We start from the raw sequence: 14,084 nt of genomic DNA on the forward strand, positions 1-14,084 counted from the left end.
CGGCACCCCACGGCGGGGAACCCTCTCCTAGTCCTGACCCGACATCAGGACCGATTCGCCACGCCCACTTGACAAACAGGTCCTACATATCAGCCCTGCCTTTCGGGCGGCTCGTGCGGGTTCTGCCGACGGGGTAAGGTCGGTCGGGGCGGGCAAACGGTTACCTAGGAGGCTGGGATGCGGTTCGCGATCAAGACGAGGCCGGAGCACACCACCTGGCAGCAGCTGCGGGACGTGTGGATCGCCGCGGACGACTTCGAGATCTTCGAGTCCGCGTGGCACTGGGACCACTTCTACCCGTTGAGCGGCGACATGGCCGGCCCGAACCTGGAGGCCTGGACCACGCTGGCCGCGTTGGCACAGGCGACGCAGCGGATCCGGATCGGGTGCCAGGTGAACGGCATGATCTACCGCCATCCCGCGGTCACGGCGAACATGGCCGCGACCACCGACATCATCTCCGGTGGCCGGCTCGAGCTCGGCCTCGGCGCCGGCTGGAACGAGATGGAGACCTCGGCGTACGGCATCGACCTGTACGGGCTGAAGGAGCGCTTCGACCGGTTCGACGAGGGCGTGCAGGCGATCATCGCGCTGCTCACCGAGAAGGTCGCGAACTTCGACGGCCAGTACATCAAGCTCACCGACGCGTACTGCGAGCCGAAGGGAGTGCAGACCCCGCACCCGCCGATCGCGATCGGCGGCAAGGGACCGAAGCGGACGCTGCGCGCCGTCGCCCGCTGGGCCCAGCACTGGAACGTCATCGTGCCGAACCCGGAGGAATGGAAGCCGCTCAAGGACATCCTGGTCCAGCACTGCGCGGACGTCGGCCGCGACGTCAACGAGATCACCTGCTCGGTGAACGTCCGGATCGAGCCCGACCAGCCCCTCGACACCGCGGTCGCCCAGGCGGCGGCGTACGGCGAGGCAGGTGTCGATCTGGTCGTGATGAACCTCCCACTCGACGCCCCGCCGTCCGTCGTCGAACCGCTCGCGAAGGCGCTCGCGCCGCTGGCCTGAGCTGTCGGAGGTTGCCGCTAGGTTGGGGCCGTGGACAGGGAGGAGTACGTCGAGGCGGTGCTGCGTGCCGTGGAGTCGATCCCGCCGGGCAGCGTCGCGACGTACGGCGACATCGCCGAGTACGTCGGTCAGGGCGGACCGCGCCAGGTCGGCGCGATCATGCGCGAGTACGGCGGCGGCGTGCCGTGGTGGCGCGTGATCCGGGCCAGCGGTGTACCGGCCGACGAGGTTGGTGACGAGCAACTGCACCGGCTGCGCTCGGACGGCGTACGCGTCACGAACGGACGGGTGAACCTGCGCCAGGTGCGCTGGGATCCCGAGGAATGAAACGGCACCGGCGCTGCGGCGGTCCCGCCCCGGGCCTCCGCACCGCCGATGCCAACCGGCCGTTGAGGGTGCCGGTCTTCGAACCCCTTGATGCTGCGAACTGACGAGAAGTTGTCCGCAGTTCGGCGAGGTGTGTCGTGCGCGGTGTGTGCGGCGCGGATTGTCGGTGGGCTCTGATGGGATGTGGCGGTGGTCAGCAGACAGGGGTCCCGGAATCCAACGCGGTATCGGTTGGTCCGGGCGGAGGGGCGCAGCGCGGATGCTCCTGTCCTGGACGCCGATCAGCAGGCGGTGGTGCATCATCAGGGCGGACCGTTGCTGGTGCTGGCCGGGCCGGGCACTGGGAAGACGACGACGTTGGTCGAGGCAGTCGTCGATCGGGTGCGCAATCGCGGGCTGAGCCCCGACCAGGTGCTGGTGCTGACGTTCGGGCGTAAGGCAGCGACCGAGTTGCGCGACCGCATCACCGGCCGACTAGGGCGGACGACGCGAGTGATGCCGTCGATGACGTTCCATTCCTTTTGCTACGCATTGCTTCGCCGGTTCACGCCGGCCGATGCGTTCGACGTACCACTGCGGCTTCCGTCCGGTCCCGAGCAGTCGCTGCGATTGACTGAGGCGCTGTCGGGCAGTCGCGAGGTCGGTGCGGTGCACTGGCCGAGCAGTCTGCACCCAGCGTTGAAGACGCGCGGTTTCACCGACGAGGTGCAGGCGGTGATCGGCAAGGCCCGTCAGCTCGGGCTCGACCCGGAGGACCTGTCCGCGATCGGGCGCTCGGCCGAACGCGCCGAGTGGGTCGCGGTAGGCGACTTCTTCGAGGAGTACTTGCAGATCCTCGACCACGAGCAGGTGCTCGACTACTCCGAGCTGATCCACCGCGCGGTGATCCTGGCGCAGCAGCCGCAGGTGAAGGCCAAGCTGCGCAGCGAGTTCAAGGCCGTCTTCGTCGACGAGTACCAGGACACCGATCCCGGTCAGACCCAGTTGCTGCAGGCGATTGCGGGCGACGGCGGCGATCTGGTTGTGGTCGGCGACCCGGACCAGTCCATCTACACCTTCCGCGGCGCCGACGTCCGCGGTCTGCTCCGCTTCACCGACGAGTTCCGTACGGCGGCCGGCGCGGAAGCGGCCCAGATCGCGCTCGGCACGACCAGACGGTTCGGTACGACGCTGCAGCGAGTCTCCCGCAACGTCGTCAGCCGACTGGGTGTCCCGGGCACGCTGGACCGGGATACCTTCGAGCGGTTCCGGAACCCGGATGCGAGTGGTTGTGTCTACGGCTCCGGCAAGGTCGAGGCCAACCTGTACTCGACCAGCGGGGCCGAGCTCGAGCACATCGCGGACCTGCTCCGGCGTGCGCACGTGCAGGACGGCGTCGGCTGGCATGAGATGGCGGTGCTGGTGCGGTCCGGCAGTCGCTCGATCCCGCCGTTGCGTCGTGCGCTGGCGGCCGCGGGGATCCCGGTCGATGTCGCGGGTGACGAGTTGCCGCTGTCGCGGGAGCCCGCCGTACGGCCGATGTTGCTTGCGTTGCGGGCCGTTGCGGATCCGTCGACGTTGACGGTGGACGTCGTACGGGCTTTGGCGTTGTCGCCGTTGGGGGCGATGGACGCGGGGCAGTTGCGGCGGCTGGCTCGGGTGCTGCGGCGGCAGGATCGGGAGATCGCGGCCGGGCAGCGGTTGCCACGGTCGTCGGACGAGCTGTTGCGGGACGCGCTGCTGAATCCGCTGCTGCTCGACGAGCAGGCGTCGCCGGCTGAGGCTAGGTTCGCGGCGCTCGGCGAACGGTTGCTGAAGGCAAGGAACATCGTGACCGCGGGGGCCGCACCCGACGAGGTGATGTGGTCGCTCTGGTCGGAGTCGCCGTGGTTGCGGCGGCTGCGCGGGCAGGCGCATTCAGGTGGTGAGCAGGCCCGGGCGGCGAACCGGGACCTCGACTCGTTGTGCGCGTTGTTCGACGCGGCCGGCCGGGCGGAGGAGCAGGTCGGGTTCAAGGGGGTGTCCGCGTTCCTTGCCGAGCTCGAGTCGCTGGACATCGCCGCGGACAACAGGTTCGACGGGACGTATCGCGAGGCCGGCGTCCAGCTGATGACCGCGCACCGCTCGAAGGGGCTGCAGTGGCGGCTCGTCGTGGTCGCAAGCGTGCAGGAAGGGCAGTGGCCGGATCTGCGTCGACGTGGGTCGCTGCTGGAGCCGGATCGGCTTGGGCCGGACGGTCTGGTGGATCCGCTGTCCGCGGGTGCACTGCTCGCGGAGGAGCGGCGGCTGTTCTACGTCGCGATCACGCGGGCGCGGGAGCGGTTGATCGTGACGGCGGTGCAGGCGCCGGAGGCGGACGGGGATCAACCGTCGCGGTTGCTGGCCGAGCTGGACATTCCTTTGAAGCTTGTCGCCGGGCGGCCGCGGCGACCGTTGTCGTTGCACGGTCTGGTCGCGGATCTGCGGTGTGTGCTGGCAGATCCGGCCTCGTCGCCTGCTTTGCGTCGTGTCGCTGCGGATCGGTTGGCGCAGCTGGCGGACGCGACGGACGAGCGCGAGCAGCCGCTGGTGCCGACAGCTGATCCGGCGCGCTGGTGGGGTGTGCGGGAGCGGACTCGATCCGAGCAGCCGATCGCCGACCCTGATCAGCCGGTGCCTTTGTCGGGGAGTGCGCTGACGACGATCGTGGACTGTCCGCTGCGATGGTTCCTGCAGCGGCGGGCAGGCGGAGAGACGCCCAGTACGTCGGCCATCGGCTTCGGCATGGTGTTGCACACGCTGGCGGACGCCGTCGCGACGGGGACGCTGCCCCCGGACGCGGACGAGCTGAACGGCTGGCTCGACAAGGTGTGGACGCAGCTCGAGTTCGAGTCGACGTGGATCTCGGATCGGGAGCGGGTCGAGGCCGAGGACGCGTTGCGGCGGTTCGTCGCGTGGCACAAGGGCCGACCGGATCGGCGGCTGGTGGGGACCGAGGTCGACTTCGACGTACTGCTTCCCGACACCGACAAGCCGGCCGTTCGGGTGAAGGGCCGGATGGACCGGATCGAGGAAGACTCCGAGGGCACGATTCGGGTGGTCGACCTGAAGACCGGGCGCACCATCCCGACCAAGCCGGCGCTGGAGCGGCATGTGCAGCTGGCGATCTACCAGCGCGCAATCGCGTCCCGGCAGCTGCAGAAGCTCGGTGAGGATCCGGTGGCCGGCGGGGCCGAGTTGGTGCAGTTGCGCCACGACGACAGCGGCTTCCCGAAGGTCCAGCACCAGGGTCCGCTGGAGTCGGACGAGGACGGCCGCACCTGGCTCGACGAGGCAGTCGACGACGCCGAGGCGATGGTCCGCTCCGAGGAGTTCGTCGCCAGACGCAACGACGGCTGCAACCGCTGCGAAGCCCGCCCCCTCTGCCCCATCCAACCCGAAGGCCGAGAAATCCTCTGATGCGCGCACACCTGAACTCCACGGCTGAGTTGTGCGACCTGTTGGGCATCCCGTTCAGTGATCAGCAGTTGGCGGCTGTCACGGCTCCGCTGGCGCCGGGGGTGATTGTGGCGGGGGCCGGGTCGGGGAAGACGACGGCGATGGCGGCTCGGGTGGTGTGGTTGATCTGCACCGGGCAGGTGAAGCCGGAGGAAGTGCTCGGGCTGACGTTCACGAAGAAGGCCGCCAACGAGCTGGACGTGCGCATCCGCGACGACCTGACGAAGGCCGGCGTACTCGGGTCGACCCTGCCGAAGAACCAGCATCCGATCCTCGCCGCGCACCTGCGCAGCAACGTGCCGAACTGGGAGCCGGAGGAGCCGGGTGAGCCGGTCGTGTCGACGTACCACGCGTTCGCCGGCATGCTGATCGCCGAGCACGGTCTGCGGCTCGGCCTCGAGCCGGACGCCCGCGTGCTGGCCGACGCGACCAGGTTCCAGCTCGCGGGTCGCGTCGTACGGCGATCCGCCGGGCCGATCCGGCACGCGTCACATCACGTGCCGACGCTGGTCAACAGCCTGCTCGCGCTGGACGGTGAGCTCGCGGACCACCTGCTGCGGGCAGACGACGTACGCGAGCACGACGAGGCAGTACGGCGGGAAGTCGCTTCAGCGCGGAAGCAGACGGTCGAAGTGCGGAAGCTCGCGGACACCGCGTTGAAGCGTGGCGAGATCTTGCAGTTGGTCGAGGAGTACCAGGCGTACAAGGCCGAGCGTGGGGTCGTGGACTTCGCCGACCAGATGGCGCTGGGTGCGCGGCTCGCGGAGGAGTGTCCGGAGGTCGCGGTCGCCGAGCGGTCGCGGTACAAGGTCGTGCTGCTCGACGAGTATCAGGACACCTCGGTGTCGCAGCGCCGGATGCTGACTGCATTGTTCGCCGGTCCGGACGGGCGCGGCCATCCGGTGACGGCGGTCGGCGATCCGTGTCAGGCGATCTATGGCTGGCGTGGTGCGTCGGTCGCGAACCTGGACGAGTTCCCGGAGCACTTCCCGCAGGCGGATGGCACTCCGGCGCAGCGCTACGTGCTGAGTGTCAACCGCCGCTGCGGCAGCCGGATCCTCGCGGCCGCCAACCAGCACGCGGCCGAGCTCTACGAGCAGCATCCGGGCGTGATCCCGCTCGAGGCCCCAGAGAACGCGCCAGAGGGCGCGATCACGGTCGGCCTGTTCGAGACGCGTTCGCAGGAGATCGAATGGGTCGCGGACGCGATTGTCGCCGCGCACCGGACGCCGAACCGCCGGTGGAAGGACATCGGCATCCTGATGCGGACGAACGTCGACCTCAGCGCGGTCCACGAAGCCCTGATCGCCCGCAAGGTCCCGGTCGAGGTGGTCGGTCTCGGCGGACTCCTCGCCCTGCCCGAGGTCGTCGACGTCGTCGCCACCCTGCAAGCCGTCAACGACCTGACCGCGAACGCGGCGATGCTCCGGATCCTGACCGGTCCGCGGTACCGGATCGGCCACCGCGACCTCGCCTTGCTCGCGAACCGCTCCCGCGCGCTCGCCGACTCCGGCGACCGGCCGGACGCGGACGACCTGGTCGCCGCGCTGGATGCCGCGGTCGCCGGGATGGACTCGACCGAGGTGATCTCCCTCGCCGAGGCTGTCGACGATCCGGGTCCGCTGCCGTACGCACCGGAGGCGCTGGTCCGGTTCAAGGAGCTGTCGACCGAGCTGCGCGAGTTGCGTGCGCATGCCGGGGAGCCGCTGCTCGATCTGGTCCGCCGGGTGATCAGTACGATCGGCCTGGACGTCGAGCTCACCGCGACCCCCGACCACGTCGACTCCGGCCGCCGCGACCACCTGGCCGCGTTCTTGGATGCCGTCGGCAACTTTGTGTCCACCGAGTCGGACGGGTCCCTCGACGGACTGCTGGCGTACCTGGCGGCCGAGGAGGAGTACGCCGCCGGTCTCGACCTCGCCGTACCGAGTGAGGCCGACTCGGTGAAGTTGCTGACCACGCACCGGTCGAAGGGCCTGGAGTGGCCGATCGTGTTCGTGCCGACGCTGGTGCAGAAGGTGTTCCCGTCGGATCGCGGCCGGGACAAGTGGACGACGAACGCGAAGGTGTTGCCGTGGCCGCTGCGCGGTGACGCGGACACGCTGCCCGACTTCCACGACCTGTCCAACGCCGGGCTGAAGGCGTTCGCGGACGAGTGCAAGGACGTGAACGCGCTGGAGGAGCGCCGGCTCGGGTACGTCGCTTTCACGCGTGCCAAGGAGATCCTGGTCGCGACCGGCCACTGGTGGGGGCCGACGCAGAAGCGGCCGCGCGGGCCCTCGTCGTACCTCGAGCTGCTGAAGAAGCACGCGGGCGAGCGGGTCGTTGCGTGGGCCGAGCAGCCGGAGCTGACCGAGGAGAATCCGGAGCTCGCTGAGCAGACGCAGGCGCCGTGGCCTGCGCCGTACGATTCTGAGGGTTATCAGCGGAGGCTCGACGCGGTGGCGCTGGTGCAGCTGTCGCGTGCGAAGGGGCCGTCGCAGGAGGCCGAGGAGTCGCTGCTGCTGGACGAGCAGGCGACGGTCGCGCGCTGGGACTCCGAGATCGAGCGATTGTTGTCCGAGGCAAGGGAAAGCCGAAGCCGGCGAGCGTACGACGTGGAGCTGCCGGCCGCGCTGTCCGCGACGCAGGTGATGCGGCTGGCGAAGGACCCGGACGGGCTCGCCTCCGAGCTGGCCCGGCCGATGCCGCGCAAACCCAACCGGGCGGCGCGTTTCGGCACCCGGTTCCACGCCTGGGTGGAGAGCTACTTCGGCCAGCAACTACTGCTCGATCCCGACGACCTGCCGGGCGCCGCGGACGAGGACATCGTCGACGACACCGACCTCACCGAACTGATGGACGCCTTCCGCACCGGCCCGTTCGGCGAGACCACGCCGTACGAGATCGAGGCGCCGTTCGCTCTCGCCATCGCCGGCCGCGTCGTCCGCGGCCGCATCGACGCCGTCTACCAGGTCGTCCGCCCCGACGGCTCCCGCGGCTACGAGGTCATCGACTGGAAAACCACCCGCACCGAAACCGCCGACCCCCTCCAACTAGCCATCTACCGAGTCGCCTGGTCCGAACTCCACAACATCCCCCTCACCCAGGTAACCGCCGCCTTCTACTACGTCCGAACCGGCGACATAATCCGCCCCCCCAACCTCCCCGACAAACAAGCCTTAGCCACCCTCCTCAACGGCTGACCCCCGGTCAGCGGGAACGCAACAGTTCGGCGGGAGCGATCCGCACCGGGAACGGAAGCGTCGCGTCGTACACCTTCTCGCCGCTCACCACATCGCGCTCGACGTACACCCCGTCCACCAGCTCCAGCACAGTCAGCGTTTCCTTCTCCGGATCCAGAATCCAGTACGAGCGCACGCCGGCCTGCTCGTACACACCCCGCTTCAGGAGCAGGTCGAGCATCCTGGTGCTAGGCGAAAGGATCTCGACCGCAAGCAGCAGGGGTTTTACTGCATACCTCGGATCGTGATCGTCGGGGTGGCAGATGATCACATCGGCTTGAAGCAGGTGCTCCGGTGTGGGCCGATAGTCGACTGGTGCCACGAGGACCTCGATGCCCGAGGGACAGGCTGCCTCCAGCTTCGCGATGAGGCGGACGACTGCCCGCTGGTGATTCCGCGAGGGCGCCGGTGACACGTACAGAGCACCGTCGATGATCTCGCACCGTCTCCCGCCGTACGGTCCGACGTCAGGGAAGTCCAACGCGGCCGGCTTCGGCGCATCGGGTTCAACAAACAGCTCTGCTCTTCTCTCGGTCACGCCATCAGCATGGTGGGAGTTGGTGGGTGGTTGGTGCCAAATGGGCGATCTGCCCTGGGTTGCCCGGTGTCTGCCCCGGGATGCCCCGGTCAGCGGGTGAGGTCGGCGGGGGTGAGGGTTAGGGGGAAGGGGGTTGTGGTGTTGAAGGGTTCTTCGGCGTGGAGGACGGAATGGCAGGTGTAGCCGGTGGGGGTGAGGTGGAGGACTGTCAGTTCTTGGTGGGTGGGGTCCAGGAGCCAGTAGGTGGGGACTCCGTGCTGTTCGTAGAGGGTGCGTTTGAGGACTATGTCGGTGGTTCGGGTGGAGGGGGAGAGGACTTCTACGGTCAGGAGGGGTGGGGCTGTGAGGAGTTGAGGGCCGGCGTCGGTTCGGTGGCAGACGAGGAGGTCGGGGCGGAGGGAGATGCTGCGGGTGGGGCGGAAGTCGAGGGAGCCTACGGAGACGAGTAGGTGGGGTGGGCAGGCTTGTTTGAGGCGGATCATCAGGGCGATGACGGCTGCGTGGTGGGCTGGTGGTTGGACGCCGGTCACCAGGAGGCGGCCGTCCACGATCTCGTAGCGGCTGCCGTCTCTGGGTACGTCGATCGTCTGTTCGCTGCTCACCGCACCAGCTTGACCGAGATGGCCGGATCGCCGCGGAAGTTATCCACAGCCACGCGCGACCACAGCCACGCGCGACCACAGCCACGCGCGACCACAGCCACGCGCGACCACAGCCACGCGCGACCACAGCCACGCGCGACCACAGCCGCCGGCGACCACAGTCGCGGCGCGCACAACAAAGCCGGCGACCCGCAGGGAGTCGCCGGCTCTCAGTTGAAGGGAAGCGTCAGGGCTTGCGGGCTACGCCTACCCAGAGGCTGCACATGATGTCGGTGAACTCGCCCTTGGCGACCAGTTCGTTGGTCTCGGCGTCGGGGTGCCAGCGGAACGGGGCGGAGACGCCGGGCTCGATCAGCTCGAGGCCGTCGAAGAAGCGGGCGACCTCTTCCTTGCTGCGGACCTGGGCGTCGCCGCCGTCGGCCTTGTAGACCTGGATCGCCCGCTCCCACAGCTCCGGAGCGAAGTCCGGCGTGCAGTGCGAGAAGATCAGGTACGACCCCGACGCGAGCGGCTCGAGCAACTGCTTCACCAGGTCGTACGGCTCGAGCGCGTCGGGCAGGTAGTGGAAGACCCCGACCAGGCTCAGCGCGACCGGCTTGCTCAGGTCCAGGGTGTCCTTGACCTCCTGCGAGCCGATGATCGACGCCGGGTCGGTCACGTCCGCCTCGAGGTACGCCGTCCTGCCCTCGGGGCGGCTGGCCAGCAGCGCCCGCGAGTGCGCGAGCACGATCGGGTCGTTGTCGACGTACACGACACGCGCCTCGGGCACGACCTCCTGCACCACCTCGTGCAGGTTCGGGCTGGTCGGGATGCCGGTGCCGACGTCGAGGAACTGCGTGACGCCCTGCTCGGCGACGTACCGGGCGGAGCGGTGCATCCACATCCGGTTCGACAACGCGGCGGTGCGGAACCCGGGGAACGCCTGCAGCAGGTGCTCAGCCGCCTGGCGGTCGATCTCGAAGTTGTCCTTGCCGCCGAGGAAGTAGTCATAGACCCGCGCGCCGTGCGGCCGGTCCAGCTTGAGTCGCTCGTACGCGGCAGGTCCTTCGTTGTCGGCCATCGATGGCTGCTCCCTACTCCGGTGCTGTCGGACGAGGCAGGGAGATGGTAACTGATTTGCGACAGTACGTGATCAGCCCGGGGACAACCTTTGCCTGAATCGAAAGTAGGCCGATTACTGAGCGAAGCTAGGCATCGGCAGACCGGCAGTGGAGAAGCCCACGAACGACGGTTCCGAGGTCAGAATCTCCAACGCGTCCCAGACCACCAACCCGTCCGCCGGCGTCACCGGAGCGGACAGTACGGCGCCACCGAACAGCACCTGTCGACCGTCGACCAGCGTCGGCACCACCGGCGTCCCGAAAGTCAACGCAGCCAGCGCAGCGTTGGAGCTCTCGAGAGCGGCATCCCATCGTGGATCGTCGGCAGCCTCCGCCCAGAACGCATCCAGTCCGGCGGCGGCAAGAGCCTCGAGAAGTACGGCGGGCGCCGGCGCCTGAGGTGGACCGGGGACGAACACCCGCGAGCCCCACTCCAGATAAAGCCGCTCGATCGCATCCGCACGCCCGGCGTCACGCAAGGCTTCGAAGACGCGCAGCACCCGGACCGATTCCTTGCTCGCGGCAACGGCCGCCGCTCGGACGAACTCGGGCACGCCAGGAGCCTGGTCCGAGCCATCGCGCATCCAGAGACTGAACGAGCGGAACGTCAGTCGCAGGCCCCGCTGCGGCGCCACCGCCGTGAGCCAGCGGACGGCGAGCCAGCTCCACGGGCAGGCCGGGTCGGCGTAAAGCTCCAGTGTCTTCATCAGATCCCCCATCTGTTCATCAGAGTAAGACTATGATGAACAGAGTGATAGATTGACGACGTGGCTGTCAAGGAGGAATCGCACCGCGCGCGGCAGGCGCAGGCGACCAAGGAGCAGGTTGCCCGGGCGGCCCGCGAGCTGTTCGCGGAGCAGGGGTACGTCGCCACGACGATCGCTGCGATTTCCGAAGCGGCCCGGATCCCGGCGCAGACGATCTACTCCGCGTTCGGCAACAAGGCCGCGATCCTCAAGGAGATCTCCCGGATCTGGATCGTCGAGGCGGAGACCCGGCGACTGGCGCAGGAGTCACTCGCCATCAAGGACCCCGCAGAGCGACTCAGGTCCGCGGCACACTGGCAGACCCGGCAGTTCGAGACCGGCATCGACGTGATCCGGATCTACCAGGAGGCGGCCCGCGTCGACCAGCAGATCGCCGGTCAGCTGGCCCGCATGCTGAAGGCCCGCGAGCAGGAGCTAGAGATCTTCCTGAACTCCTTCAAAGGCCAGCTCAAGCCCAAGGCGCTGGACCTCTTCATCGCCTGCACGGCAGCGGAGATCTATCGCACACTCGTCCTCGACCGGCACTGGCCGATCGAGGACTACGAGCGCTGGCTGGCCGACACGCTGGTCACTCAGCTGATTCGGTGACCAACGGATTGTCGAGCGACCCCGCGAACTGCAGTGACCCGGCGATGTCCGTCAGGTCCACCATCTGCTGGTTGTTCTTCAGCTGCAGCCGGTTCAGGCACGACAACGCGAACGACGGCGCGAAGACGTCGTACTTCGCGAAGGACTCGGCCAGCTCCGGCGTCGCTGCCTGGTAGTCCCGCACCGCGGCCGCGACGACCGACCAGAACTCCGCCGGCGTCAGCAGCCCCTCCCGGTCCAGCATCGGCGACAGGAACCGGAAGATGCAGTCGAAGATGTCGGTGAAGACGCACAGCAGCTTCTCGTCCTCCGGTACGTCGGCCCGCACCCGCTCGGCGTCCGCCGGCAGCGGCGTGTCCGGGCTCATCACCGCGATCTCCTCGGCGATGTCCTTCATGATCACGCGGATCGGTACGGCGTCCCGCAGTACCAGGATCAGGTTCTCGCCGTGCGGCATGTACACCAGCTCGTACGCGTAGAAGCAGTGCAGCAAAGGGATCAGGTAGGCGTCGATGTACGACCGCAGCCAGTCCGCCGGCGCCAGCCCGGACGCGCGGATCAGCTCCGCGGCCAGTGACGTCCCGTCCCGGTCGACGTGCAGCAGGCTCGCCATCGTCGCGAGCCGCTCGCCCGGCTCGAGCGTCGGCACCGGGCTCTCCCGCCACAACGCCGACAGCATCTTCCGGTACGGCGACGTCTTCTCCGTAGCCGCCTCGTAGTACCGGTTGTGGTACCCGGCGGCCGCGATCTCGCGGAGGACCGAGAAGCCGTACCGCTTCAGCACCAGGTCGTTCGAGACCAGGCCGAACACCCAGTCGTTGATCGCCGGCGTCGCGGCCATGTACGTCGGCGACAGTCCGCGCATGAACCCCATGTTCAGCACCGACAGCGCCGTCTTCACGTAGTGCCGCGACGGCTCCGACCGGTTGAAGAACGTCCGGATCGACTGCTGTGGCTGGTAGTCGTCGTCGCTGGACCCGACGTGGATGATGTGCCGCTGCGCGATGTCGGCCGCGAACGTGATCGACGTCTTGTTCTCCCACTGCCACGGGTGCACCGGCAGGTACACGTAGTCCGCCGGATCGGCGCCCACGGCAACGATCTCCGAGGCGAAGCGCCGCAGTACGTCGGGTCCGAGCTCCGCCTGCAGCAGTTCGTCGTACGTGATCGTCGTACTGTGCGAGATCGTCGCCCGGTCCTTGCGGGCGGCGATCCAGGTCAGCCGGACCGGCTGTCCGGTCTCCGGTGCGAACGCGCGGTAGTCGGTGACGCCGAACCCGAGCCGCCCGTTGTTCGCGACGAAGCACGGGTGCCCCTCGGTCATCGCGGACTCGATCGCCTGGAAGTCCGCGCCGACCAGGTCGCCGGCGGTCAGCGCGGGCTTCGACAACTTGTACGCCGTACTCGCGAGCGTGCTGCTGATCTCCTCGAGGTACACCGGCAGCATGGCGGCGCCGATGCCGAGCTGCTCGTGGAACTCGGTGATGAAGTCGAGCGCGTCGACCGGCCGGCCGCCGTCCCGCTGGATGGACTCGGCGTCCACCTCCCAGTGGTTCAACGGGTACCTTCCAGCCGCGAACGTGTACCGGCTACTCGCGCTCGCCACCTCGTACAGGTTGCCGACGGCAACCGGCTCGAGGATCCGCTCGTGGCTGAACTCGGCCAGCGCCTTGCGGACCAGCGCGCGGTTCGCGACGGCCCAGGCCTCGGGGGTCAGATGTTCGGTGCTCATGGTCAGCCGGCCTCGTTCATCCTGGTCGCCTCGGCGTACTGGTCGCGGGTGCAGAAGCTCAGCCAGGCCTGCTTGTCCGGCAGGTCCACGATGCTGTGCTTGCGGAATCCCATCCGCTCGTTCAGCGCCTGGATCTTGGTGTTGCGGACGTCCGGCTCGACCACGACCCGGTCGACCAGTGGGTCGCTGAACAGGCTGTCCAGGATGGTCTCGAAGATCGCGCCGGTGAAGCCCGGGATCCGGACCTGTGGCGGGGCGACCAGGACGTGCATCCCGATGTCGTCGGGCGCGACGTCGTACACCTTGCCGACGGCGTCGTACGACGGTTCGTAGCGCTCCATCAGGAACGCCGGGCGGCCGTCGTGCTCACCGAGGAAGGCGCGGTGGTGTCCGGTGCTCTCGATCCGGCGGTACTCCGCGCGCACGTCGTCGACGGACGCGTGCAGCAGGCCCCAGTACTGCGCGTAGGGCTGCGTGACCCAGCCGTGCAGGGTAGGCACATCCGCGGTCAGGTCGAACGGCCGGAGGCTGAGAGCGCCGATGCCGGCGAAGAAACGCCGGTACATCGGCTCGGGCAGTGCTCTGGTCATGGCGGTCTGCTTTCGAGGTGGGCGAACCTGCTTAGCTAAGGCTTACCTTACTAGATAGCCATCGCGGCACCTTTTGAGGTCCGGATCACGACCGAAGTCGGAGATCGCAGGTAGTCCGCGCGGATGATGTGCGCCCAACGCCC

General features: G+C 68.3%; 11 protein-coding genes. 5 read left to right on the top strand and 6 right to left on the bottom strand.

All coding sequences use genetic code 11. The annotated features are described in order from the left end of the window. Window positions 1-177 precede the first annotated feature (177 nt). The 4 genes from ACIBL3_RS19785 to ACIBL3_RS19800 all read left to right on the top strand — a co-directional run bounded on the left by ACIBL3_RS19785 (window position 178) and on the right by ACIBL3_RS19800 (window position 7,985). Window positions 178-1,017 (top strand): TIGR03560 family F420-dependent LLM class oxidoreductase, encoded by an 840-nt coding sequence (locus tag ACIBL3_RS19785; protein ID WP_396354869.1) that lies wholly within the window; start codon window positions 178-180, stop codon window positions 1,015-1,017. A gap of 30 nt (window positions 1,018-1,047) precedes the next feature. Next, window positions 1,048-1,344, top strand: coding sequence for an MGMT family protein (locus ACIBL3_RS19790; protein ID WP_396354870.1), 297 nt, complete (start codon window positions 1,048-1,050; stop codon window positions 1,342-1,344). A gap of 291 nt (window positions 1,345-1,635) precedes the next feature. Next, window positions 1,636-4,761, top strand: a complete 3,126-nt coding sequence (locus ACIBL3_RS19795; protein WP_396354871.1) for an ATP-dependent helicase — start codon at window positions 1,636-1,638, stop codon at window positions 4,759-4,761. Next, window positions 4,761-7,985 carry a UvrD-helicase domain-containing protein gene (locus tag ACIBL3_RS19800; RefSeq protein WP_396354872.1) on the top strand — a complete coding sequence of 1,075 codons (3,225 nt, stop codon included), beginning with the start codon at window positions 4,761-4,763 and terminating at the stop codon, window positions 7,983-7,985. Before ACIBL3_RS19795 ends, ACIBL3_RS19800 begins: the two co-directional genes overlap by 1 nt. A 7-nt stretch (window positions 7,986-7,992) precedes the next feature. On the opposite strand, the gene ACIBL3_RS19805 is transcribed toward ACIBL3_RS19800, so the two are convergent. From ACIBL3_RS19805 to ACIBL3_RS19820, 4 genes are all read right to left on the bottom strand, one after another. Beyond that, a complete protein-coding gene (locus ACIBL3_RS19805; RefSeq protein WP_396354873.1) occupies window positions 7,993-8,562 on the bottom strand; it encodes a Uma2 family endonuclease in 570 nt (189 codons plus the stop codon). Window positions 8,563-8,651: 89 nt separating this feature from the next. Next, a complete protein-coding gene (locus ACIBL3_RS19810; RefSeq protein ID WP_396354874.1) occupies window positions 8,652-9,164 on the bottom strand; it encodes a Uma2 family endonuclease in 513 nt (170 codons plus the stop codon). A gap of 226 nt (window positions 9,165-9,390) precedes the next feature. Next, window positions 9,391-10,224: an SAM-dependent methyltransferase gene (locus ACIBL3_RS19815; protein ID WP_396354875.1), complete on the bottom strand. Its 834-nt coding sequence runs from the start codon at window positions 10,222-10,224 to the stop codon at window positions 9,391-9,393. 114 nt (window positions 10,225-10,338) lie between these two features. Next, a complete protein-coding gene (locus ACIBL3_RS19820) occupies window positions 10,339-10,971 on the bottom strand; it encodes a DsbA family protein (protein WP_396354876.1) in 633 nt (210 codons plus the stop codon). Window positions 10,972-11,031: 60 nt separating this feature from the next. Here ACIBL3_RS19820 and ACIBL3_RS19825 point away from each other — a divergent pair, with 60 nt between their 5' ends. Further along, window positions 11,032-11,619 carry a TetR/AcrR family transcriptional regulator gene (locus ACIBL3_RS19825; protein ID WP_396354877.1) on the top strand — a complete coding sequence of 196 codons (588 nt, stop codon included), beginning with the start codon at window positions 11,032-11,034 and terminating at the stop codon, window positions 11,617-11,619. On the opposite strand, the gene ACIBL3_RS19830 is transcribed toward ACIBL3_RS19825, so the two are convergent. Then, window positions 11,600-13,351, bottom strand: coding sequence for an IucA/IucC family protein (locus tag ACIBL3_RS19830; RefSeq protein ID WP_396354878.1), 1,752 nt, complete (start codon window positions 13,349-13,351; stop codon window positions 11,600-11,602). The two genes, ACIBL3_RS19825 and ACIBL3_RS19830, sit on opposite strands and share 20 nt — an antisense overlap. 2 nt (window positions 13,352-13,353) lie before the next feature. After that, window positions 13,354-13,941, bottom strand: a complete 588-nt coding sequence (locus ACIBL3_RS19835; RefSeq protein WP_396354879.1) for a GNAT family N-acetyltransferase — start codon at window positions 13,939-13,941, stop codon at window positions 13,354-13,356. Window positions 13,942-14,084: the final 143 nt, after the last annotated feature.

The sequence above is a fragment of the Kribbella sp. NPDC050124 genome, assembly GCF_044460355.1.
Lineage (GTDB): Bacteria > Actinomycetota > Actinomycetes > Propionibacteriales > Kribbellaceae > Kribbella.